The following is a 25,403-nucleotide window of genomic DNA, read 5'->3' as shown; positions in this document are numbered from 1 at the left end:
GCTTGGCGATATCCCTACGTATGGGGTGAACGATGGGACTCGAACCCACGACAACCAGTGCCACAAACTGGCGCTCTACCAACTGAACTACATTCACCATATGGTGCGTCTTAAGAGATTCGAACTCCTGGCCCACGCCTTAGAAGGGCGTTGCTCTATCCAGCTGAGCTAAAGACGCATATTTCTCTTTCGAGAACGAATATTATTTTATGATATCTCTCCGCATTTGTCAAGATTTTTTTTAATCTTGTTTTGGAAAGTGGTCGGGGTGACAGGGATCGAACCTGCGACCTCATGGTCCCAAACCACGCGCGCTCCCATCTGCGCCACACCCCGGTATCACCGGCATCGCTCTCTCGCGACGACAATGATTATTCTACAGTATGACCATTAATCCGTCAATACCTTTTTTAAAAGAAAAATATATATTATTGAATTATAAAGAAAAATCGACCTAAATAAAGATAATTTAAAATTTTAGCATCTTTTACAACCTTACTTTTCTACATAATACTACAAACATTTTACTTCTTTAAGTCTAACGTCCTTTATATTTCCATTCTCTATATCAATATACCCTATATGTCTGCCTCTTAATTTAGGGAGAGATATACTTCCTGGATTCATAAATATAATTTCATCCTCATTTAATATTAATTGTTCATGTGTATGCCCAAATAGAACTATATCAGCTTCAACCTCTTTAGCCCTATAATATAAATTAGTTAGGCTATACTTTACTCCATATAAATCTCCATGAGTAATAAAAATCTTTTTTCCGTCTAAAACAACTATATTTTCCTTAGGATAATTATTAGTAAAATCACAATTTCCTCTTACACCATATACTTTTCCCTTAAATTCCTTAGTTAATTCCTCAATATCTTCTGAATTATCACCTAAATGTATTAATACATCTGCAGATTTTATATATTCTTTTGCTATATTAATATATTTTGCAACTCTATGTGTGTCACTTATTACTGCTATTAACAATTCATTCCCCACCTTATATAAACTTTGATATTTTATCTTTAAGTTCTTTTAATGCTACTCCTCTATGACTAATTTCATTCTTCTCTTTCCCTGCTAACTCTGCAAATGTCTTACCTAAAGGCTCATAATAAAATATAGGATCATATCCAAATCCATCTTCATCTGGTAATTCTTCAAGTATTTTTCCTCTCGCTTCTCCTCTTATTCCTATATACTCGCCATTATCATTAATTAAAGATATATGGCAAACAAAACAAGCCCCCCTCTTATCAAAAGGAACATTATTTAAATTTTCTAATAACTTAATATTATTTTCTCTATCATTGCCATGTTCTCCTGAGTATCTAGCAGAATATATACCAGGCTCACCATTAAGATAATCTACTTCTAATCCAGAATCATCTGACAACACAATAAAACCTCTCTCACCTTTGCTTCTTAAAAATTCAGCTATTTCACTAGCTTTTTTCTTAGAATTTTCCTCAAAAGTTGTTCCATCTTCTACAACATCTATATCAATATTTTCTTCCTTTAACGACCTTATTTCAAAAGGCATTCCACATAACATAGATTTAATCTCTTCTATTTTATGTTTATTATTACTTGCTATTATTAACTTTTTCATTCTATTTTTCTCCCCCAGTACCTATCCATAATGCATCCATCTTTAATGCCTCTTTTTGAACATGAATCATTTGTTTTATTCCTTTTTCCCCTAAATCTAATAATTCATTTAATTCAGCCCTAGTAAAAGGACTGTCCTCTCCAGTTCCTTGAACCTCTACAAAAGTACCTTCATCTGTCATAATTACATTCATATCAACTTTAGCATTAGAATCCTCTTCATAACATAAATCTAGTAGCATATCCTCTCCTACTATTCCTACGCTTGTTGCTGCCACAAAACTTCTTATTGGATATACTTTGAAAGGCTTTTCTCTATGAAGTTTATTAACTGCATCTACCATAGCTATAAAAGCTCCTGATATTGATGTTGTTCTTGTTCCTCCATCAGCTTGTATTACATCACAATCTATCCATAATGTTTTTTCACCTAAAGCTTTTAAATCTACAACTGACCTTAAAGCTCTACCTATAAGTCTTTGGATTTCCATTGTACGCCCATCAACCTTTAATCTAGCTATATCTCTTACCTTCCTTGTACCAGTTGCTCTTGGAAGCATATTATATTCAGCTGTAATCCATCCTTCTCCTGAACCTTTTAGGAAAGGTGGCACCTTATCTTCTATTGATACATTACATAAAACTTTTGTATCTCCAACCTCTATATAAACAGATCCCTCTGCATATTTTGTATAATTTCTTGTTACCTTTACTCTTCTAAGTTGATCTTTTTTTCTATTATCTATTCTCATTCTTTCACCTTCTAGCTTTTATTTTATATTAAATAACTCATCCCTTTTAGGTTCTTCTACCTCTAATTCTACCCCATTTGATACTAAAATTCCTTTGTTTTTTGTTACTTTTCCAATAATAGTTGCTTTTATCCCTTCTTTTTGTAAAGCATCCACAACTTTATCTCCTTCAGAAGAAGTTATCAACATACTTCCAGAAGAAATTAACCTTAAAGGATTTATTTTAAATTCACTAACTATTTTTTTTGTAACATCTAGCATAGGTATTTTATCTTCATATATAATAAATCCTTTATCAGAAGCCATAGATACTTCAAAAAGTGCTCCTAAAAGCCCCCCTTCTGTTATATCATGCATTGAACTCACATTATACTTAGAAGCAATTTTCCCTTCCCTTAAAACACTTATATAATTAATCAAACCTCTAGCTTCATCTAATTCCTTACCTGTTAAAACATGCTTTAATCTATTTTCATAATCATTTGCTAAAATAGAACTTCCTTCTAATGCAATATATTTAGTAATAATTATGTCATCTTCCTCATTAGCCCCAGCTGTACTAATAGAAGTTCCCTTTAAACTTTTCCCAATAACAGTTATAGACACAATTAACTTATTTACAGCAGACGTTACTTCTGTATGACCACCTATTACTTCCACATTTAACTTTGCTGCTTCTTCACTTATCTCATTCATTATATTCTTTATGTCCTCTAATGATGATGAAGTTGGTGCCATAATTGTAACTAACAAAGCTACAGGTTCTCCCCCAGAAGATGCAATATCATTACAGTTAATATGCACTGCTAATTTTCCTACATTTTCTGATGCCCCTGTAATTGGGTCTGTTGAAAATATCCCTTCATAATCACCAAAATTTATAACAGAGCAATCTTCTCCAACGTCATTTCTTATAGTTACTTCATCCCTCTTAACTTTTCTACTATTTAAAATTATATTTCTTAAATCATCAAAATTTAATTTTCCTTCTTTCATCAAAAAAATCTCCTTTAATTTGGATTTTATGCACTATTTTATAAACTCTCTCATATTAATTAATAAGAATAATAAATATGAGGTGAATAAATTGAGATATATAGGACCATTTTTCAGAATGAATAGTCTTTCTCAAAATGATATAAGTGGTCAACTTTTTCATCTTTCAAAAGAAGCTATAAAAACTATAGTGCTTAACTCTAAGTGTGGGATAACCACCTCATTTAGGTCATCAAAAAAATCTTCTAATAATGATATTAGCATATTAAACAACTTTTCTCCACTAATATGCCTGTACAGGAAATCATCTCCAGTATTTATTCATAACAAAACATCTCATGGATTTGATGAGGATACATTTAAGAAAGATATAATTCCTGCTACAAATGCATTAATGACCTTAAGTATCTTAGAATTAAGTAACTACTATAGCAATTATAATAAAGGTACACGTAGATCTGATTCACTAGAAAATCCTTATAAGTACCTAGCGAAAGAACAGCTTAGCTTTTATTACGAGAACTTAAGAAACTCTGAGGGAGTTTTTGTAGAGAAAAAAAATTTATCAGAAGGAACTTCAAAGGGATATAACCTAATAGATAAAGATAAAAAATTCAACTTTTCAGATCAAGCTTTTATGATGAATGCATATTATCTTTATTCTCTTTACAATCCTGATGATCCTATAAGTGATGACTATAGAAACTTTTCTCTTCAAATATTAGAAATGTTTGATGACTTTAAGGATGCATTATATAACCTTTCTTTTGAGGAAGGATGTAAAATCCTATTATCATTTAATGTATTCTATGAATTCTCAAAAGAAGAAAAATGTAAAAATCTTATAATAGATTTATCAGATTTCCTAATAAATAAATTTGATGAGAAAGATTACTTTGTTTCAGCATTAGATAGCTGTTCACTTTTTGCTATTGCTTTAAAAGACTCATATAAGCATACTAACATTATTTCATTTAGTGAAAAATCTGAAGAAATTCTTTATAAGTTAGAAGGACTTTATGATAGTGAAAAAGGAATCTTTTTAAAGTTGACAGACAAAAAAGAAGTAAAATATTCTTCTTTTGAAATATGCTTCTACTTTTTGGCTATACTTTTACACTCGAGGAATTCAGATAATCAATTAGAACATAAAAATATGATATCTAATTTATATAGAAAATATTTCATAAATTCTAATCTTATATTAAGTTGGCCAGAAGCACCTACTTTAGACGAAACAGAACGTTACCGTGGATTATCATTAAAATCTGCAGATATGCTAGATGAAAGTTTCTTTAGAATGCCTAATTTACCAACTCCAGAAAGTTCAGGTATGGCACCTATTTTTACCAAATCTATTACTTATTCTAAAAAGAAAAACTCATTTAGCCGATCTAAAGATACATTTGATAGTAGTAAAAATATGCTAATTTTCTTTATTTTGATACATTATTTAAATAACGATGTAATAAATGAAATGAATTTTAAAGACGAGATTAACCTTTCTCCTGTAAGGGAAGAAGAACCAATAACAATTACTGAAGATATATTAGACTCAGACAAGGATGATATCATAGAAGAAGCACTTGATGAAACAAAAGAGCTGGATTAATTCCAGCTCTTAATTTTCCTTATTTCCAATACTAGAGAATTCTATATTTCCATTCCCATCAACACTAATGTTGCTCACCTTACTTGATACAGCAATGTTCTCATTGGAAAACATTACAGGAATTATAGTACAATCATTAAACAACTTCTCTTCTATGTTTTTAAATTCTTTAGAGTCATCATTTATTTCCTCTTCTAAAATTAACTTTTCATTATCGTTAAAAAAAGCAGATAACTCTGTATAGAATTCTTTTTTTTCATTTGAATTAGATTCAATATTTATAAGAACCATATCATATCTTTTCAATAAATCTAAATCCTCTAAATCTTCAGCTTTAACAAGAGAATATTTTAGATTAATAGAAAGATTATCTTTAAACCAAGTTACTAAGAACTTGCATAAATCTCTACTCTCATCTGAATCTTCTGCTAATAAGGTTAAAGACTCTATTTTTTCTAAACCTCCATTTTGATTAATACTTACTTTCCTTGTTTGAAGCTTAGTTAAATCTTCTTTATCCTCTCTAAAATAACTACCCTCAGCTGACTCTACTCTTTCTGGATTGATATCCATAAATTCATCGGTTGCTCTATAAATATGTTTATATATTTCTCTTCTAGAAGACAAAGGTAATCCATCTTCATTGCTATTTATAGATAAATAATACCCTTCATCAGATGAAAATGTTACTAGCTTATTTTCATTCTTTAACTTTTCTAGCTGACTATTTGGAGGGTTGATAACTATATCTCTCTTTCCTATCTCAAAAGATGCCATAGCTAATTCCTCATTATCATCTTTAACTAAATCTATAGTACTTGGACCTTCCCCCCATTTATTTTTTGATAAAGTCACCTTATTGTCATCAAAAGCCGTAATCATATAATCTCCACTATAAACTAGTTCATTATATGTATCCTTTATATTGCCCCAAACAGGCAATAATTTTCTTATTCTATATTGAGGTTTAGTAAGGTCATCTAAGAATTCATCGTTCTTTTTATTTAATCTTATTTTAACGGAATTATCTCCTGTTGTTATTGCAACTCCTTTATCAAAAGATCCTTTTCCATCCCTAAAGGCTTTTGCACCATAAACATCTAATAACGCTTTTATATTTTCTTCATCTTCTGACTTTATTAACTCTTTAAAAAACCCTTTTATATCATCAGGGGTAATTTTATCCCCATTACTCCAATATATATTATTATTTAATATAAATTCATATTCTATTCCATCATCTTTTACTTTTATCTCTTTTGCTAATTCAGAAACAATCTCTCCCTTTGAGTCTTTTTTTATTAACCCCTTACTAGTTGCACAAATAATATCCTCTTCTCGCTTTGATAATCCAGTAACCTTTTCTAAATTGTTCGCTATACTAGTAACACTATAAACTATAGTGTCTGAGCTAACAGAGGTATCTGTATTATCTACTTCAACAAATCCTAAAACAAATATTATTATAAAAATTCCCACAATTAAAGGGACAATGACTTTCTTCATATATCTCCCTCCTTAACTCATCAAGTATCTATGATTATATCCATGAATAATATCTAATAATCACTTTTTTAATATTAACTTTAATAATAAATATTTATTTTATGTGCTATAATTATAATATATTTATTCAGGAGGTTATGCTATGTCTATATTATTTGGTGCAAGTTGTGTAGTTGCGATAATCTTTATGGCAACATTTATGTTCATTGGTATATGGTTATTTATCATAGCCTTAAAAGCTTATCGTCAATTAAAATACAAGAATTACATATTAGAAAAGATCTATCAAAAGCTAGACTTCTTATCTCAAAACCAAAGCAATTCTATAACAGATAATAAAGCTGACCTAATAACTTCTGACTTTATGGATTTCTTTGGCGTAGAAAATGAAGATATATCTAATATTGATAACATTAAGGACTTCGATAGAAAAGATAAAACAAGCGAACTTTAAATAGAAAAATCATACACGCTACATGCATGTATGATTTTTTATTTTTTTGTTCACATATTTATATGTTTATATATTTTTATGTTCTTAACTTTATATATTTATATATTTTATTCTTTAAGAGCAAATAAACTTTAGTAAAAATTAATTGTAAGTATAATTTTCTAAAGAACAAAAATAGAAGAAGCTGCCTTCCAGCAGCTTCTTCCTACTTTACTAATGAAATTGAAAATATAAGAATTAAACTAATTAAAATACTTATAGCTGAATATGTTATCCTCTTACCACCATTCTCATTTACCCAAAATCTTAATGCAAGCAACGCCATAGTTACTGCTGATCCAACTTGTATTGGCATATAAGAATTAAATACTTGCCCTACATAGAAAAACTGATAAGATGTCATAAGTGTACATACTATTAATCCACAAGTTATTATAGCTGATACTAAACTTAATAAATTAATTATTTTTTTCATTTTACTTACCTATAATCTCTTCAAATTCATCTTCTGAAAGTACTTTTACTCCTAGATCAATAGCTTTTGTAAGTTTAGAACCTGCTTCTTCACCAGCCAAAACATAATCAGTTTTCTTACTAACACTTCCAGACACCTTTGCTCCTAATGACTCTAACTTTTCTTTAATACTTCCTCTTGTATAATTCTTTAACGTTCCTGTAACAACTACTGTCTTTCCTATAAATGGACTCTCTACAATTTCTTTTTCCTCGTACTTTGGTCTTACACCAAGCTCAAGAAGCTCATCTATAGTTTGTATTACCTTCTCTTCTCTAAAGAATTCTAATACACATTTTGCTACGATATCTCCTACGTCTTGTATAGCTACTAATTCTTCAAAGCTAGCATTCTTTATTCCATCTAAAGATTTAAACTTAGCAACTAGATCCTTTGCTGTCTTTACTCCTACATTAGGTATTCCAAGAGCATATATAAATGCATATAGTTCACAGCTTTTACTTTTCTCTACTGCATCAAGTAACTTCTGAGCCTTCTTCTCTCCAAACTTCTCTAGTGTTACTAATTCCTCTTTTTTAAGTTTATATAAATCAGAGATAGATTTAATATTTAGCTTTTCAAATAATTGTTCTGCTGTCTTTTCAGAGAAACCCTCTATATTCATAGCTTCCCTTGAAGCATAGTGAACAATACTTTTTACCATCTGTGGTTTGCAAGACAATGTGTTTTCACAGAAATAATGTGCTCCATCTAATACTAAATGACTTCCACATGCAGGACATACTTCTGGTGGAATAATTTCTTTAGAATTATCTACACTTTCTTGAACTACCCCCATTATTTCAGGTATTACATCATTAGAACGTCTCACAAATACCTCTGCTCCAATTCTAACACCTTTTCTTTTTATATCGTCCATATTATTAAGTGTAGCTCTCTTTACCGTTACACCAGCTAATTCAACTGGCTCAAGCAATGCTGTAGGTCCAACTCTACCACTTCTACCTACATTCCACTCAACATCTAAAAGTTTAGTTGTTGCCTCTTGAGCTTCAAATTTATATGCTATAGCCCACTTAGGAAACTTAATTGTATATCCTAACAACTCTCTAGTTCTAATATCATCTATAGCTATTACTAATCCATCTATGTCATAATTCAAATCAAACCTAACGCTTTTAATATATTCTATTTGTTTTTCTATTTCCTTCATAGATGTACACACTTCTAAATAATCATCAACTGGAAGACCTTTTTCTTTTATAAACTCCATCATCTCTAAATATGTTTTAAAGCCTTTTCCTTCTTTATATCCAACATCATAGAAAAATGCTGATAAATTTCTATTAGCAGTTTCTTTAACATTTAGATTTCTTAAAGCACCAGCTGCACCATTTCTTAAGTTCTTAAGTGGTACTTCTGCTTTCTTATTATATTCTTCAAAGGCTTCAGTAGTCATTATAGCTTCGCCATGAACCTCAAATACATCCTTAGAATCTATCTTTAACGGAATAGACTTTATAGTTTTTACTTGTGCTGTTACTTCTTCTCCTATTTCTCCAGTTCCCCTAGTAGCAGCTGTAACAAGTACACCATTTTCATCATATGTTAAATTAATAGTTAACCCATCAAACTTTTTAGTTAATACATATTTTAAATCTGGTAAATCTTCACCTTGAGCTCTCATAGATTCTATGAATTTTTTATTTCTATTATGCCATTCCTTAAGTTCCTCTACACTTTGAGCTTTATCCATGCTCCATAATCTACCTTTATGAGTGTATTTGCTAAACCCTTCAAGAACAGTATCTCCAACCCTTAATGTAGGAGAGTATTGAAGAATATATCCAGTCTCCTCTTCTAACATTCTTAACTCATCATATTTTTTGTCATATTCCTTATCAGAAACTGAAGGTGCATCTAATGTATAATATTCATATGAATATCTATTTAACTCATTTACTAACTCTTCAATTCTTTTATTCTTATCCATTAATGGATTCCTCCTAAATATTATAATAGCTCTAAATTAGCCATTGATAGCATAATCATTTTAACACCTTGCTTATCAAAAGCTATAGTTAACTTCTTATCATTGCCAGATGGAGTTATTGAAACTATTGTTCCAACACCAAATTTATCATGTTTAACTTTTCTTCCCATAGTAATTTCATCAGATTTAATAGCTGTGCCACTTCCACCAGAATTATTACTTGCCTCAGATATATTTCTATTAGAAGAATACATATTACTTCTTAGGCTATGAGGGTTATTAACGCCTGTATTCATAGGCTTTGCAAAGGTTGATGTACCTGTTAAACCTCTTTCATTAATATATTCCTTTAAATCAGATTTTACTTCTCCTATAAAGTCTGATTGGCTATATGCAACAGTTCTACCAAATTGCTTTCTAACTTCTGCTGAAGTCATATATAGCATTTCTTTAGCTCTAGTTATAGCAACATAGCAAAGTCTTCTAGATTCCTCCATCTTGTCTTCTTCATTAAAGTCAGCCTCACTAGGGAATATTCCATTTTCCATACCAACCATAAATACAACTGGGAATTCTAATCCTTTTGCACTATGAACAGTCATTAATACTACAGAACCTTCTCCATCATTTTCTTCATCCAACTTATCTGTATCTTGAACTAACGATACCTTTTCTAAGTAGGCTTCCAAAGATTTATCTTCACTACTTTTTTCAAAATCAACAGCATCTGATACTAATTCCTTTAAGTTCTCTATTCTGCTCTTATCTTCTATTTCATTTGATTTAGATAATTCATCTAAATAACCTGTATCTTTAAGTATACTTTCTATAAGTACAGACACAGGAACTGAATCTTTTAATTCCATGAAGTTTTCCATTAATGTTGTAAACTTCTCTATACAAGTGGCATTTCTTGCTGTTAATGAAGGAATACTTCTAGCTTGAGTTAAAGCATCCCATAAATCCAATTCAAAGTCATCAGCAAAGTCTTGTACTTTCCCTACAGTAGCATCTCCTATACTTCTCTTGGGAACATTAATAATTCTTCTCAAACTAATATCATCCTGTGGATTTACTAATACCTTTAAGTAAGATAGAAGGTCCTTAATTTCTTTTCTATCATAGAATCTAGTTCCTCCAACTATCTTATAAGAAATCCCCCTTCTTCTTAAGGTTTCTTCAAATATACGAGATTGTGCATTCGTTCTATATAAAATTGCAAAATCTTCATTTCTTCTTCCTTCTTTATGTTTTATATCTGCAATAGTCTTAGATACAAAATCTCCTTCTGCTCTATCATCAAAGGATCTATATATCTTTATTTTACTTCCTGCTTCTTGTTCAGTTCTTAAGGCCTTATCTTTTCTATAATTATTATTCGCAATAACTACATTAGCTGCACTTAAGATATTTCCTTTTGATCTATAGTTTTGTTCAAGTTTAATAACTTTTGCTGATGGATAGTCTTTTTCGAAGTTTAAAATATTAGATATATCAGCACCTCTCCATCCATATATACTTTGATCGTCATCTCCTACTACACAAAGATTCTTATACTTAGCTGCCAAGAGCTTTATAAACTCATATTGTGCTCCATTTGTATCTTGGTACTCATCAACCATGATATATTGGAACTTTCTTTGATAAAACTCTAAAACATCTGGATTTTTCTTAAATAATTCTACTGTTTTAAAGATTAAGTCATCAAAATCCATAGCATTGTTTTCTTTTAATCTCTTTTGATACATTAAGTAAACATCTGCTATTTTATTTTCTCTAAAGTTAGATTCATTCTCTCTTTTAAAGCTATCTGCGCTTTGCATCTTATCTTTAGCTCTACCTATCTTACCCATAATTTCTCTTTGAGTAATATCTTTATCATTTATATTTAGAGACTTCATACACTCTGTAATAAGAGTCTTTTGGTCTGATGTATCATATATAGTAAAATTGCTTTTATATCCTAAATGTTGAATTTCTCTTCTTAAAATCCTTACACAAGTTGAATGGAATGTAGATATCCACATATCCTCTGCCTTGTCTCCAACAATTTTCTTAATCCTATCCTTCATTTCCTTGGCTGCCTTATTAGTGAAGGTTATCGCTAAGATTTTATAAGGTGGTATACCTAAATCTTCAATCATATGTGCCATTCTATATGTAAGAACTCTTGTCTTACCTGAACCTGCTCCAGCTAGTATTAAGACCTGTCCCTCTACAGTAATAACACCCTCATATTGTTCCTTATTTAATAACGACTTTAAATCCATAATTAAATTCCTCCTTCCTAATTCTCAACCATTATAACACAACATATGTTCTTATTTATATCTTTCCCCATTTTCTTAAAAGATTCCGAATATTATTGGAATAAATATAGCTGGTAAAAGATTAGCCACCTTAATCTTTGTAACCCCTAGCATATTTAGCCCAAGACCTACTATTAACAAACTACCTACGGCGGACATATTTCCTATAACTACTGTACTTAATATCCCTCCAAGAATTCCTGCACAAAGTGTAATACCACCTTGATATATTAAAACAGCTACAGCAGAAAACATAACTCCTATTCCTAGAGTTGATGTAAATATTATTGAAGATATTCCATCTAATATTGATTTAGCATATAAAGTTGTATGATTACCTTGAAGACCACTTTCTAAAGATCCTACTATAGCCATAGCACCAACACAAAATAGTAAGCTTGCTGTTACAAAACCTTCAGATATTGATTTTTCTCCATTACCTTTATTAATTTTACTTTCTAAATAATCTCCTACTCTTTTCAATCCTTTGTCAATATCAATTAACTCACCTATAAGAGCTCCAACCCCTACAGAAATTATCATCTGAAGAGTATTTTCTCCTTTTAGTGCTCCTGATATTCCTATGTATAAAACACACAAAGCTAGTCCGTTCATTATTGTTGTACTAACTTTTTCTTTTAATCTCCCCTTAACTACTAATCCTACAATGCAACCTAGTATTATTGTTCCGCAATTAACTACTGTTCCTAACATTCTCCACCTCCATACTACAACCTTTTATATTTATACTATATTTTACCACAAAATTATTTTTATAAATTCTTGTCATAAATATTATTATTTATATTAAAATGAAATTATAGTTTATTTATTAGCGCAAGGAGATGAAACTATTGAAAAAGAAATTATTTTCTATATCCCTATTACTACTCTTTATTCCTTCTATTTTTATTGGTTGTGTAAAAAAGCTAGATTATAGTGAGATAAATTCATATAGTGATGAAGTATTATCAACTGTTTTAACTGCTTTAAGCAATAATGATTATAATACATTCTCAAAGCACTTAAGTGACGATATGAAAGAATCTTATGATTATGCTACCTTTCAAAAAGAAAGCGCAATTTTAATCACTACAGTTGGAGTATTCGAATCACTAGAATTTGATTATGGAGAAAAAAGAAACGGCTATAACTTTTCCATATATAACACAAAATTTTCTGATGAGGAAGAAGAGGTTAGAGTATCTGTAGCTTTCAAAGAAGGTGATGAAAATCATAAGGTATATGAATTGTACCTTTCTTCAGATAAACTTGAAAAAGCTAATTCTACCAATTAATTTTTATAGATTTTCCTATAGTTTAAATATATAATTATCTTATAAATTGACAAAAGGAGAATACTCTTATGAGCAAAAAGTCCATATACTTAGTTTTTTCTAGGACAGGCACTTGGTTATCTCGTTCAATCGGATTTGTTACACAAACTAAATACACTCATGTTTCAATAAGTTTAGATTCATCTTTTAGAACAATGTATTCCTTTGGAAGATTAGATCCAGATAATCCTTTTTCGGGTGGTTTAACAACTGAAAATATCTATACAGGAGTTTTTAAGAAGTCTCCAAATGCACGTTGCTTAATCTACCAACTAGAAATAACAGAAAAGCAGTTTCTTGACTTAGAAAAAGAAATCAAATCATTTTTTGATTCTGATATAAATTATAGATATAACTTTATAGGACTTTTCGGAGTATTAATGGACAAGCCAATACATAGAGACAAACACTACTTCTGTTCCCAATTCATAACAACTCTTCTGAAGCAAAGTAATATATGGCATAGTCCAAAGATACCTGAATTAACTAGTCCTACTGACTTATTGAATATACCAAACAAAACCTTAGTCTATGAAGGTTTTATAAATGAACTAGATTTCTCTATTGAAACTCAAGTTGCATTAATATGACAAATATAAATAGTACTTATGTGTGATAATAATATAATTATCTTCATTTTGCACATATTAGTACTATTTTTTTCTTTAAAAATCAATAGTTACTTTATTTTTTTTATATATTAGATTAAAATTAAAGGTAAAAGTAAATAAATATAATTAAGATAAATACATTAGGAGAGGGTAAATATTATGGCAAACGAAATCAACTCATCTAATTTTATTAGAAACATAGTAATAGACGATTTAGAATCTGGAAAACACAAAGAAATAATTACACGTTTTCCACCAGAACCAAATGGCTACCTACATATAGGTCACGCAAAATCAATCTGCTTAAACTTCCAATTGGCAGATGAGTTTAATGGTAAAACAAATCTTAGATTTGACGATACTAATCCAATAAAAGAAGACACAGAATATGTTGAATCAATTAAAGAAGATGTAAAGTGGTTAGGATTCGATTGGGATGAACTACTTTTTGCTTCTAATTACTTCGATATTATGTACGAGAAAGCTCAACTTCTTATAAAGAAGGGAAAAGCTTACGTATGTGATTTAACTCCAGAAGAAATGAAGGACTATAGAGGAAGCTTAACTGCTCCTGGAAAAGAGAGTCCTTATAGAAACAGAAGTGTTGAAGAAAACTTAGATCTTCTAGAAAGAATGAAAAATGGTGAATTTGAAGACGGAAAAAAAGTTCTAAGAGCAAAAATAGATATGTCTTCTCCTAACATTAATATGAGAGATCCAATAATCTATAGAATATCTCACTCTGTTCATCATAATACAGGTGATAAATGGTGTATTTATCCTATGTACGATTTTGCACATCCTATAGAAGATGCTATAGAAGGAATAACTCACTCTATCTGTACATTAGAATTTGAAGATCACAGACCACTTTATGATTGGGTAGTTAAAGAATGTGAAATGGAATCTACTCCAAGACAAATTGAGTTTGCAAGATTAAATCTTACAAATACAGTTATGAGTAAGAGAAAACTTAAACTTCTTGTTGATGAAGGTATTGTTGATGGATGGGACGATCCAAGAATGCCTACTATAGCTGGGTTAAGAAGAAAAGGATATACCCCTGCATCTATTAGAAATTTCTGTTCAGCAATTGGAGTTGCAAAAGCATCTTCAGTAGTTGATGAACAAATGCTTGAATATTTTATTAGAGAAGATTTAAACCCAACAGCTACAAGAGCAATGGCTGTTCTTGACCCATTAAAATTAGTAATTACTAATTACCCTGAAGGACAATCTGAAATACTTGAAATAGAAAATAACCCTAATGATGAATCTGCAGGTACTAGACAAGTAGAATTCTCTAGAGAACTTTACATTGAAAGAGAAGATTTTATGGAAGTTCCAGTTAAGAAGTACTTCAGACTATTCCCTGGAAATGAAGTTAGACTTAAGGGCGCATACTTCGTTAAATGCACTGATGTAATTAAAGATGAAGAAGGAAATGTAACTGAAATCCATTGTACTTATGATCCAGAAACTAAGAGTGGTAGCGGATTTACAGGAAGAAAGGTAAAAGGAACTATTCACTGGGTAAATGCTAAAACTGCTATTCCAGCTGAATTTAGATTATATGAACCTCTTATACTTGATGATGTAGAAGAAAATGAAGGAAAACACTTCTTAGAACAAATAAATCCTAACTCTTTAACAGTTTTAAAAGGATTTATTGAACCATCAGTTAAAGATGCTAAAGCTCAAGAGAAATATCAATTATTTAGACATGGATACTTTAATGTAGACTCCAAGGATTCTAGTACTGATAATTTAGTATTTAATAGAATAGTATCATTAAAGAGTTCTTTTAAATTAAATAAATAGTTAAAATATGAGCATAGTAAGACACTACTATGCTCTTTTAAAACACAAAAGATTAAAGATTTAGGGGGGATTTTTATGTTAGAACACGCTATAAGTACTATTGTTCCTATAGGTATTCACACACTAGAACTTATGGGAATAATAATTATATTTGTAGGTGCTATAAAAGCCTTTTACAAATATGCATTATCACTTATTTCTAAGACAAGCTATCCTATAAAAGTAGAGTTTGCAAAAGCACTAACTTTAGCTTTAGAATTTAAAATGGGTGCAGAGATTTTAAAAACTGTAATAATTAATTCTTTTGATGAAATGTATATACTTGCTGCAATTATTTTATTAAGAGCATTATTAGCATTTGTAATTCATTCAGAAATGAAGGCAGAATCAGCTCATTAAAAAATAGAGTACATTTGTACTCTATTTTTTAATGAATTTTATTATATAAAGTTTTTAAATCTTGATCTAACCTTTTCTTCACCCATTATTTGCATAATAGTATATAAATCAGGTGTATTACTTCTATGAGTTAATGCAGTTCTAACAGCACCAGCTACGTCAGAAATCATTCCTTTGTAGTTCTCTGGATTAGCTTTAAATTCTTTTCTATTTGTACAATATCCTAATTCTGTACCTATTTCTTTTAACTCTTCAAACCAAGCTTCTTGGCTTCCAATATTAAATGTAAATTTATCTGCATATACCTTTATTACTTCTTTCGCAGCTTCTAAAGAAAGAGTCTTTGGTAACTCTATATTTTCATCTGATTCCTTATTAAATAATTCATCAAAGAAATAGAAGATTTTCTCTTTTACATCTTCCCACTTAGCAAAGTCTTTTCTTGGCTTAGGTCCATCCTTATCAATATTAAATATCTCTTTTGACATAGACTCATTTGATGTAACTAAATCATACATCTCTTTATCAAAATCTTTAGCCCAAGCTATATAACTCTCATATACCTTATCAGCTTTCATTTTACATATTAATTCTTTACTTACGTCATTTAATTTTACAATATCAAATAAAGCTCCACTCTTACTCATCTTTTCTAAAGCAACTGGGAATTCGTGATAGTCAGTTGTTGGATTTTCAGCTCTCCAATCTTCATATGTTGAGTTAATAATATTTAATAAATACTCAACAACAGCTTCAGTCGGATATCCAACTTCTCTATAATATGAAACTGCCGCTTCAGCATCTTTTCTCTTTGAAAGCTTTCTCTTTGAACCATTATCATTCTTCATTATTGTTGGAATATGAGCATAATTTGGTCTATCGAATCCTAACACATCAAATAATTGTACATGTATTGGTAATGACGATAACCATTCTTCACCTCTTATAACATGAGTTGTTCTCATTAAGGCATCGTCAATAGCATGAGCAAAATGATATGTTGGTAATCCATCAGACTTAACAATAACTATATCTTGATCATTTTCAGGGAAAGAAATATCTCCCTTTATTAAATCATGGAACTCTACTCTGTTATTTATATTTCCAGGGGATTTTAATCTAACAATATATTTATCCCCAGCTTCTATTCTCTTTATAGCTTCTTCTGTGGATAAATTTCTGCATGTTGCAAACTCTCCATGATATCCTGGAGTGATTTTTTCTGCCATTTGCTTTTCTCTTACAGAGTTTAGCTCCTCAGGAGTACAAAAACATGGGTATGCTAACCCTCTTTTTACTAAGTCTTTAGCAAATGTTGAGTATATTTCTTTTCTTAAACTTTGTCTATATGGACCATAATTACCTATTTCACTATGTTCCCCTGTCATTCCTTCATCAAAATTCATTCCAAAGTTTCTCATTGTTGCAATAGTATCTTCTATTGCTCCCTCAACTTCTCTCTTTTGATCTGTATCTTCTATTCTTAAGAAAAAAATACCATCACTTTGCTTAGCTAATCTTTCATTAATTAAAGCAGCAAATACTCCTCCAATATGTTGGAATCCTGTTGGACTTGGTGCATATCTTCCTACAACTGCACCCTCCTTTAAATTTCTTTTAGGATACTTTTCTAAATAATATTCTGGTGTTTTACCTATCTCTGGAAACAGAATGTCAGCTAATTTTTCTAAACTCATTTTATCACCTTTCCTTTTTTGTTTATAAAATAAAAAAATCCTCCATCCTAAAATATAGGACGAAAGAACTTAACTTCCGTGGTACCACCTAAATTGAATAAACAATAGCCTATTCCACTCATTCTCTTTAAGGGGAGAATCCCATAACAACTCCAAAGCTTCTTTCTATAGCTTTACTTGTTAAGCTTCCACCATATACTTAACTCTCTTTAAAGTTCCACTATATACTCTTCTTCTTCAACGTCTCTAATATATATTATTTACAAACTATTTATTATTATAACTTCTCAAAACATTATTGTAAATAACTTTAAGTTTATTGTCGAATTGTATTATTCATTTCTAATTTATTATGCAAGATTTAATTCATTTGTGAAGAATTGTATTTTTCTCTTATATTTTCTTATCTAAAAATTACTTTTTTAATTTATTAGCCTAAATAATATAAAATTAAAATTTGTTAACTTTTACATCTAATTGTTTTTATAAAACAAAAAAACGCAACCCTTGGGGCTAGGTTGCGCTTTAGCAATAAGCAATAAATAAAAAGGGGGCTATTTATTCCTTTTATTTATCCTTGCACTGATATTATATGTTATTAGATATCAAAATGCAAGAGATTTTGTGAAAAATATTTAACTTTTGATTTATTATGAATGTTTTTCTTGCACTTTTTTTAATTATTCGTTAATAACTCTTTAAAAGAGCCAATTCATCTTCTGTCAGTTCACGATATTCGCCTTCTTCCAATTCTTGGTCTAAAGACAAACCTCCAAATTCTGTTCTTTTTAAATACACAACAGTTTTTCCTAACGCTTCAAACATTCTTTTTACTTGATGATACTTTCCTTCTTGTATAGTTACCATCACTTCTGATCCTTCATTTGATGAACTTATTATTTCTAACTTACCTTCTTTACACTTATATCCATCATCTAAAATTATTCCATTTTTAAATGCTTCAATATCTTTTTCATCTACTGCCTTATCAATTTTTGCATAATAAACCTTATCAACATGCCACTTAGGTGAAATTAATCTATGATTTAATTCCCCATCATTTGTTAATAATAATAATCCTACAGTATCTTTATCTAATCTTCCTACTGGAAATGGATTAAATACCTGATGTTCTACCTCTAATAAATCTATAACAGTTTCTTCTCTATTATCGTATGTTGCAGATATTACACCATCCGGCTTATTCATCATTAAATATATGTACTCTCTATAGAATAAATCTTCTCCATTTATATTTATAACTGATTTTTCCGGATCAATTAATAAACCATTATCTTTTACAACCTCTCCGTCTACCTTAACTAATCCCTTCTTTACTAAAGCTTTTATTTCTTTTCTACTTCCATATCCTAAATTTGATATTATTTTATCTAATCTTTCCACAAAAACAACTCCTAAATAATTAATTCCTTACTATTATACCCAAGGGAAATGGGATAATAAAGATAAAAAGATATTTGTTGATCTATTAAACCATCAAAAATTAAAAAACTCCCTTAGGAGTTTTTAATTCAAATAATTTTATTACATCACTAATTTTACTTCTTTTCTAAAGTCCATTCAAATAATATTTCATAACCTTAGGAACATAGTTTTGAGTTTCCTTTGGCATCTTATATAAATCATCAGCTGAAGTAACACCTCTTCTTTTCACTGTTCCTTGACCAGCATTATATGCCATAAGAGCCATTTCTATATCTCCATCATACCTGTCTATATGTCCTCTTAACTGTTTTACGCCACCCCTAATATTATCTTCAACATTAAAGGGATCTAAAACTCCATCTTCCTCACAATTAACAGGCATTAATTGCATAAGCCCCATAGCTCCAGCAGAAGAAACTACCTTTGGATTGAAATTAGACTCTGCTTTAATTACAGCTAAAACTAAATTAGAGTCCACATCAAACTCTTCTGAGTATTTATTTACTGCACTATAAATTCTTTGCATAGTCTCATCATTACTTATAGTTGATACTTGATTAATAGCCCCTATTGAATAAGCACTTGAATTAATCCCACTTAAATATCTTATAGGTATGTTATTTAAATTCTGACCAACTCCAATACTTATTAAATTAGAACCCTTATCTTTATTTCCTTCTTGACCTTCCATAGAGTTTAATAAAGCTTGATATACTAGCTCAAACTCCATCCCATCACCCAATTGACTTTTTAATGTATTTTGAAGTAATGTCATACCAACTAACTTTTCTGTAGAAATATCATTTATATTCATTTGTTCCTCCTTATGAAACCGTAAAAGAAAGCTCCCCATAGTCCTCATAGTTTACTTTTTTATAAAAACTTTTAGCTAAAACCATCACTCTATATTCTCCTTTTAAGAACGGAATAAAAGTATAGTAATTTTTTTTACTATAGCTTTGAGTTTTTATCCAATTACCTTTTTCCATAATGTAAAATTCATAACATACATCTTTTCCACCAACACTAGTAACTTTAAATGTTACTTCATTATTACATACTACTTCTTCTCTATCACAAAGTATTTTTGTATTAGTTACTGGTGTTGCTTCAGAAACATATATACTTACCTCTTTTTTACTATCAAACTCTTCTTCACACTTTACATTTTTTGAATAAACTTCAAATGTGTATTTTCCTGAACACTTAGGCTTTAATTGTATTTTTTTATTTTGAATAAATCCAGTATCCTCCACCAAATGACCATTTATTTTCGTAACGTATCTAATAAGAACACTTCTTGTATTTTGAACTATAGCTTCTATATCAATTAAATCTCCAACTAAATAACTACTTTTATTCGGAAGTAATATATAATCTATTTCTCCTGGTAAATATTCTTTTGCTCTAACATATATAAAAGTATGACTGTCATATTCTTTACTTGAATATTTATCCTTAACTCTTATTTCTACTTCATATTCTCCCTTTTCATCTGGTGTAAAATTTATCCAGTTAGAATCACTAAAACCTATACGTTCTTTTTCTTTATTGTCTTTATATATTACAAAGGAATATTTTAAACTTATTCCTCCCTCTGCCTTTACCTTCATATTAATAGGTTGTCCTATTAATACAGTTTTCTTATTATCAGTAATAATGTCTACTATTTTTACAGGTTTATCTGCTTTCTTATCAACAGTATAGTTTATTACCTTTTTATCTTCATAATCTCCATCATAAGATATATCCTTTACATATAAGGTTATTGTATACTCTCCTTCTTTTTGTGTTTCCCAAGTATACTCATTTCTTCTTATATATCCTGAGTCTTCTGCAACCTCTCCCTCAACAATATATCTATATACTATTTCTCGTCCACCATCTACTTCAGCTTTAAAATTAATTGTACTTCCATTCATTTGTGGTGAATTAGTATCCGGAGTAAAACTTTTTATACTAATTGGATTATATGCTTTTACAGAATATAGCATTATAGCTCTATCATCATATTCTTTGTTTGAAAGTATATCTCTAACCAAGCATAAGAGCTTATATTCTCCAGCTTCCTTCTCTTGATATGATACTATTCTCCTAGAAGAATAATCCTGGATACAAGTTATCTTTCCATCCTTACTTATCTTTATAAATTTATATAACAAACTTCTCTTATCATCTAATGATGAACTAACTTTAAACACTAACTCCTGATTAATTAATAATTCTTCTGTTAAGCATTTAAAATCAGTGATTTCTATTTTGGTAGGTAATACTACATCAAATTTTATTGTAGTGAACTCATCAAAATTTTCACTTGAATTCACCTCTTTACATTCAATAAGAATTTCTTGCTTTCCCTCCTTATTGGCTGTAAACACTAGCCTATTACTTGTTGTATAATCTCTAATAGGCTCCCAATCTTGATTACCCTTTATCCAAAACCTATATAATAATCCTTGTTCATTACCAAGAACATCTATAGTAATTTTCTCTCCTACAGTTAAATGGGTTTTATCCATATTTACATCTTTAATTAATTTCTCAATTTCTTTTTCTCCAATTACAAACTCTTCCTTTGCAAGATAATCAAAAGGTCTACTTGATCCTTCTTTTTTGCCTTGAACCATAACTATATACTTTCCTTCAGCTGATGGATTCCATATACATGTATCACTTTCAGAAAACTCTTGTATAGTATTCCACACTCCGTCATTACCTATAATAAATTTGTACTGCAATGGCTCTTTACCAAATACCGCTTCTATAAGAACTTCATCCTCTTTATTTGTAGGACTATCTTTATCAAACAAAATAACTAAATCCTCCAATAACCTCACCCCTCTATCTTAATGTCATTATCCATTTTACCATATTTTGTAAGTTATTACCTCATATTTCTCAATTTTATTATACATTTTTTTCTTTTAATAGTTAAGATATGAAAAATAAATACCAAAATAACTTTAATTACTTTGGTATTTCTTGTTTAAATATTAACTTTTTCAAATTCTTTATTAATCTTTCTTCATCTTCTTTACTTCTTTTTTTAGGATTAGGTGTTCTCCCACCAGCCTGCCTTATTTTCTGAGAAATATGTCGTTCTTCTAATAATCTATCTATGTTTTTATCAGTATAAATATATCCTTTAGGATTAATTACTTCAGCTTTTTTAGGTAAACATAATGCAGCTACACCGTAATCTTGAGTAACAACAATGTCATTCTCCTTGGTATTATTCACAACATACATATCAACACTTTGGAATCCACTATCTACAACTTTAACTGTAGAATAATCACTTCTAATATAATGATTTATATCACAATATATTAGAACTTCTATATCATTTTCTCTTGCTATACTTTCAATAATGGGGATGCTTGGACAAGCATCCCCATCTATAATTATTCTCATATTATAATCTTTTTTCAAGCTCAGCCTTCATATCTTCATATCCTGGCTTACCTAATAAAGCAAACATATTCTTCTTATATGCTTCAACACCTGGTTGATCAAATGGATTAACACCTAGTAAGTATCCACTTATTCCACAAGCTTTTTCAAAGAAGTAAACTAATTGTCCAAAGTAGTAAGCTGATAATTCTGGAATATTAACTATCATATTAGGAACTCCACCGTCATTATGAGCTAATAATGTTCCTTGGAATGCCTTCTTATTAACAAAGTCCATATCTTTTCCTGCTAAGAAGTTTAGTCCATCTCCATCATCTGGAGTTTCTTCGATAAATATCTTCTTGCTAACTTCCTCTACATTTAATACTGTTTCAATTAAATTTCTTCTACCTTCTTGAATATATTGACCCATTGAGTGAAGATCAGTTGAGAAATCTACTGCTGCTGGGAATAATCCCTTTCCATCTTTACCTTCTGATTCTCCATATAATTGCTTCCACCATTCATTAAAATAATGTAATGATGGTTCATAGTTAACTAATATTTCAATTGCTTTACCCTTATTGTATAAAGCATTTCTTGCAGCTGCATATTGATAACATGCATTTTCCTTTAATGATGGATTAGAATACTTTTCTCTAGCATCTGCTGCACCTTGCATCATTTCATCTATACTTATACCTGCAACTGCTATTGGAAGTAGACCAACTGCTGTTAATACTGAGAATCTTCCTCCAACATCATCAGGAACTACGAAAGTTTCATATCCTTCTGCATCAGCTAAAGACTTCAAAGCTCCCTTTGCTTTATCTGTTGTAGCAAATATTCTCTTCTTAGCTTCTTCTTTTCCATATTTCTTTTCTAAATATGCTTTGAATATTCTAAATGCTATAGCTGGCTCAGTTGTAGTACCTGACTTAGATATTACATTTACAGATACATCCTTACCTTCTATTACTTCTAATAAATCAGCCATGTAAGTTGAGCTGATATTATTACCTACAAAGAATATTTGAGGTGTCTTTCTCTTGCTTACATCTAATGTACTGTGGAAAGAATGTGATAACATTTCAATAGCTGCTCTTGCACCTAGGTATGATCCCCCAATACCTATAACTATTAAAACTTCTGAATCACTTTGTATCTTTTTAGCTGCTACCTTTATTCTTTCAAACTCAGCTTTATCATAATTTACAGGAAGGTCTACCCAACCTAAAAAGTCATTTCCTGCTCCTGTTTTATTATGTATTTTTTCATGAGCTGCTTTTACTAAATCCTCCATGTAATCTAATTCATTTTCTTTTAGAAACGGAGCTGTTTTTGATAAATCTAATGTTAAATCTCTTCTCATAATTGTTACCTCCAAATATTAATTATGGAAACTTGCCTAATTTATTATATCATAATTAGTATGATTTTTTAAATTACTTATGTATTATTCCCATTTTTTAAGCTACATATTATTTATATTTTAAAATGAAGTATTTATTACTAATAATTATCTCCAATTTCTCTTAAAGCCTTATCACTACTTTACTTAGCTAAGTTAATAATATATACTTTATATATCTTTCTCATTATAGTTTCTTATTCTTGTATTTAAAATATGGAAAAAGCGATGAATTTCTTCATCGCTTTAAATCAATCAGCTATAGCTTGTACTGCTTTTGCTTTATCTAAATCTCTATAGTGCTTCACTGCTGCACCTAGAAGAATCCAATATAATGGTGCTACAGCAATTACACTGTTATTAAAAAAGCTCTGAACTATATATCCTACTATGGTTAACATAAATATCTTAGATATATCATCTTCTCTATGCTTAAATAACTTATAAAGTATCACTGATATTAAAGATATATAACTTAATACTGTTACAAGCCCCCCACATGCCCAATATTCTAGAAATTCATTATGTGCTTTATCTACTATTCCAGATTTTATAGCTAAATCCCAAAATTCATTAGGTTGATACAACACTAATCTTGAATCTAATGTATCTAATCCTGTACCTAATATAGGCTTTTTATATATAGATTTTAAAACCATATCCCATATTCGCACTCTTCCAGAACCACTACTTCCATTAAAGTCCTTCATGTCATTTATAAGTTCATTAGTTCGCCCTACTATTTTATTATTAGATGTAATATTCAGTACCAAAAAAATTGAAACAAAAATTAATATTATTACCAAACATCTTTTTAAACATTCTTTTCTTTTTCTTAATAGTATTAAGGCTACCAGCGCTGAAATAATAAATCCAACCCAACAACTTCTTGTTAATGCAGCTAATAATCCACCAAATAGTATACTTGAATATACTAAGAACATTTTCTTATTATATATAATATAAACAGACAATATTATTATCAATAATATTAAAAAGTATGTCCCAGCATAGTTTCTATTTCCTATAGTTCCATAGCTATCCACAGATGTATCATTGAAAATTAAAAACTTAATCAACGGGTCTATTCCATAAAATTGAGTAATTGTATATATCCCCATTATACTTGATACAACACCAATTACATTCATTATTTTCAAAGTAAACTTATTATATCTATTTGTTACAATAAAAAGAATTATGTATATACCAAATATTATTAGCCCCTCATATCTACCTGTCTTTCCCATTACAGCTGTTTCTATATCAACACTAAAAATTGTTGCTATTATTAAAGATATAAAAAATATACCTAATATCTTCTCTTCAAGTTTAAATTCAAAACTAAGTTTATGCTTTACTCTATCAAATAACATTAGTAAGCAAAGTACTATACCTATCAAATATAAGTATATAGCTTTTCCTACAATATATGGCTGAATAGTTTTAGGTACAACAACAAACGGCATAATTACGATTATCGAATAGATAATCATGTTAACTATTGTTATATTATTAAAATCTTTACTTAAAACCCCACTACTTTTTCTCATAACCCTTCCCCTTCCACA

The 25,403-nt window shown here is 29.8% G+C and carries 22 protein-coding genes, 3 tRNA genes and 1 other annotated feature; of the genes, 6 read left to right on the top strand and 19 right to left on the bottom strand.

The features are described from left to right. Positions 1-21: 21 nt before the first annotated feature. From KIB46_RS06140 to KIB46_RS06110, 7 genes are all read right to left on the bottom strand, one after another. A tRNA-His gene (locus KIB46_RS06140) sits at positions 22-97 on the bottom strand. Positions 98-101: 4 nt separating this feature from the next. Beyond that, positions 102-178: transfer RNA gene (locus KIB46_RS06135), tRNA-Arg, on the bottom strand. A gap of 82 nt (positions 179-260) precedes the next feature. Next, positions 261-336, bottom strand: a tRNA-Pro gene (locus KIB46_RS06130). 177 nt (positions 337-513) lie between these two features. Next, positions 514-996 carry a metallophosphoesterase gene (locus KIB46_RS06125; RefSeq protein WP_156561054.1) on the bottom strand — a complete coding sequence of 161 codons (483 nt, stop codon included), beginning with the start codon at positions 994-996 and terminating at the stop codon, positions 514-516. A gap of 13 nt (positions 997-1,009) precedes the next feature. Then, the gene (rdgB, locus tag KIB46_RS06120; RefSeq protein ID WP_156561053.1) at positions 1,010-1,621 is read right to left on the bottom strand and encodes an RdgB/HAM1 family non-canonical purine NTP pyrophosphatase; all 612 of its coding nucleotides are present in this window, start codon (positions 1,619-1,621) and stop codon (positions 1,010-1,012) included. Position 1,622: 1 nt separating this feature from the next. After that, positions 1,623-2,372: a ribonuclease PH gene (gene rph, locus KIB46_RS06115; protein WP_156561052.1), complete on the bottom strand. Its 750-nt coding sequence runs from the start codon at positions 2,370-2,372 to the stop codon at positions 1,623-1,625. 18 nt (positions 2,373-2,390) lie between these two features. Next, complete coding sequence (locus tag KIB46_RS06110) at positions 2,391-3,368, bottom strand: AIR synthase family protein (RefSeq protein ID WP_291671188.1); 978 nt, start codon at positions 3,366-3,368, stop codon at positions 2,391-2,393. 91 nt (positions 3,369-3,459) lie between these two features. On the opposite strand from KIB46_RS06110, the gene KIB46_RS06105 reads away from it, so the two are divergent. Further along, a complete protein-coding gene (locus KIB46_RS06105; protein WP_156561050.1) occupies positions 3,460-4,980 on the top strand; it encodes a hypothetical protein in 1,521 nt (506 codons plus the stop codon). 9 nt (positions 4,981-4,989) lie between these two features. On the opposite strand, the gene KIB46_RS06100 is transcribed toward KIB46_RS06105, so the two are convergent. Continuing rightward, positions 4,990-6,486 (bottom strand): ABC transporter substrate-binding protein, encoded by a 1,497-nt coding sequence (locus KIB46_RS06100; protein ID WP_291671187.1) that lies wholly within the window; start codon positions 6,484-6,486, stop codon positions 4,990-4,992. Between the two features lie 142 nt (positions 6,487-6,628). On the opposite strand from KIB46_RS06100, the gene KIB46_RS06095 reads away from it, so the two are divergent. Then, positions 6,629-6,940 carry a hypothetical protein gene (locus tag KIB46_RS06095; protein ID WP_156561048.1) on the top strand — a complete coding sequence of 104 codons (312 nt, stop codon included), beginning with the start codon at positions 6,629-6,631 and terminating at the stop codon, positions 6,938-6,940. Positions 6,941-7,145: 205 nt separating this feature from the next. Here KIB46_RS06095 and KIB46_RS06090 read toward each other — a convergent pair whose 3' ends face one another. From KIB46_RS06090 to KIB46_RS06075, 4 genes are all read right to left on the bottom strand, one after another. Further along, positions 7,146-7,415 carry a hypothetical protein gene (locus tag KIB46_RS06090; RefSeq protein ID WP_156561047.1) on the bottom strand — a complete coding sequence of 90 codons (270 nt, stop codon included), beginning with the start codon at positions 7,413-7,415 and terminating at the stop codon, positions 7,146-7,148. A gap of 1 nt (position 7,416) precedes the next feature. Next, positions 7,417-9,408 (bottom strand): NAD-dependent DNA ligase LigA, encoded by a 1,992-nt coding sequence (ligA, locus tag KIB46_RS06085; RefSeq protein ID WP_291671186.1) that lies wholly within the window; start codon positions 9,406-9,408, stop codon positions 7,417-7,419. A 20-nt stretch (positions 9,409-9,428) separates the two neighbouring features. Next, positions 9,429-11,678, bottom strand: a complete 2,250-nt coding sequence (gene pcrA / locus KIB46_RS06080; RefSeq protein WP_291671185.1) for a DNA helicase PcrA — start codon at positions 11,676-11,678, stop codon at positions 9,429-9,431. 75 nt (positions 11,679-11,753) lie between these two features. Next, positions 11,754-12,431 (bottom strand): DUF554 domain-containing protein, encoded by a 678-nt coding sequence (locus tag KIB46_RS06075; protein WP_291671184.1) that lies wholly within the window; start codon positions 12,429-12,431, stop codon positions 11,754-11,756. Positions 12,432-12,571: 140 nt separating this feature from the next. On the opposite strand from KIB46_RS06075, the gene KIB46_RS06070 reads away from it, so the two are divergent. From KIB46_RS06070 to KIB46_RS06055, 4 genes are all read left to right on the top strand, one after another. Then, positions 12,572-13,015 (top strand): DUF3887 domain-containing protein, encoded by a 444-nt coding sequence (locus KIB46_RS06070; protein ID WP_291671183.1) that lies wholly within the window; start codon positions 12,572-12,574, stop codon positions 13,013-13,015. 68 nt (positions 13,016-13,083) lie between these two features. Continuing rightward, a complete protein-coding gene (locus KIB46_RS06065) occupies positions 13,084-13,644 on the top strand; it encodes a hypothetical protein (protein ID WP_291671182.1) in 561 nt (186 codons plus the stop codon). Between the two features lie 180 nt (positions 13,645-13,824). Next, the gene (locus tag KIB46_RS06060; RefSeq protein WP_156561041.1) at positions 13,825-15,486 is read left to right on the top strand and encodes a glutamine--tRNA ligase/YqeY domain fusion protein; all 1,662 of its coding nucleotides are present in this window, start codon (positions 13,825-13,827) and stop codon (positions 15,484-15,486) included. Between the two features lie 75 nt (positions 15,487-15,561). Next, positions 15,562-15,885 carry a DUF1622 domain-containing protein gene (locus tag KIB46_RS06055; protein WP_111938004.1) on the top strand — a complete coding sequence of 108 codons (324 nt, stop codon included), beginning with the start codon at positions 15,562-15,564 and terminating at the stop codon, positions 15,883-15,885. A gap of 41 nt (positions 15,886-15,926) precedes the next feature. On the opposite strand, the gene gltX is transcribed toward KIB46_RS06055, so the two are convergent. From gltX to KIB46_RS06020, 7 genes are all read right to left on the bottom strand, one after another. Further along, positions 15,927-17,582 carry a glutamate--tRNA ligase gene (gltX, locus tag KIB46_RS06050; RefSeq protein ID WP_156561040.1) on the bottom strand — a complete coding sequence of 552 codons (1,656 nt, stop codon included), beginning with the start codon at positions 17,580-17,582 and terminating at the stop codon, positions 15,927-15,929. Positions 17,583-17,634: 52 nt separating this feature from the next. After that, positions 17,635-17,832 (bottom strand) — a binding site (T-box leader). 437 nt (positions 17,833-18,269) lie between these two features. Beyond that, a complete protein-coding gene (locus KIB46_RS06045; protein WP_291671181.1) occupies positions 18,270-18,986 on the bottom strand; it encodes a pseudouridine synthase in 717 nt (238 codons plus the stop codon). Between the two features lie 166 nt (positions 18,987-19,152). Then, positions 19,153-19,842 carry a lytic transglycosylase domain-containing protein gene (locus tag KIB46_RS06040; protein WP_291671180.1) on the bottom strand — a complete coding sequence of 230 codons (690 nt, stop codon included), beginning with the start codon at positions 19,840-19,842 and terminating at the stop codon, positions 19,153-19,155. A 10-nt stretch (positions 19,843-19,852) separates the two neighbouring features. Further along, positions 19,853-21,856 carry a triple tyrosine motif-containing protein gene (locus KIB46_RS06035; protein ID WP_291671179.1) on the bottom strand — a complete coding sequence of 668 codons (2,004 nt, stop codon included), beginning with the start codon at positions 21,854-21,856 and terminating at the stop codon, positions 19,853-19,855. Positions 21,857-21,995: 139 nt separating this feature from the next. Next, positions 21,996-22,442, bottom strand: coding sequence for a YaiI/YqxD family protein (locus KIB46_RS06030; RefSeq protein WP_156561055.1), 447 nt, complete (start codon positions 22,440-22,442; stop codon positions 21,996-21,998). Position 22,443: 1 nt separating this feature from the next. After that, the gene (locus tag KIB46_RS06025) at positions 22,444-23,793 is read right to left on the bottom strand and encodes a glucose-6-phosphate isomerase (RefSeq protein WP_156561036.1); all 1,350 of its coding nucleotides are present in this window, start codon (positions 23,791-23,793) and stop codon (positions 22,444-22,446) included. Between the two features lie 290 nt (positions 23,794-24,083). Beyond that, positions 24,084-25,385, bottom strand: a complete 1,302-nt coding sequence (locus tag KIB46_RS06020) for an O-antigen ligase family protein (RefSeq protein WP_291671178.1) — start codon at positions 25,383-25,385, stop codon at positions 24,084-24,086. Positions 25,386-25,403 lie beyond the last annotated feature (18 nt).

Source organism: Clostridium sp. (assembly GCF_018372875.1).
Classification (GTDB): Bacteria; Bacillota; Clostridia; order Clostridiales; family Clostridiaceae; genus Clostridium.
This window is presented reverse-complemented; position numbering and strand designations above follow the sequence as displayed.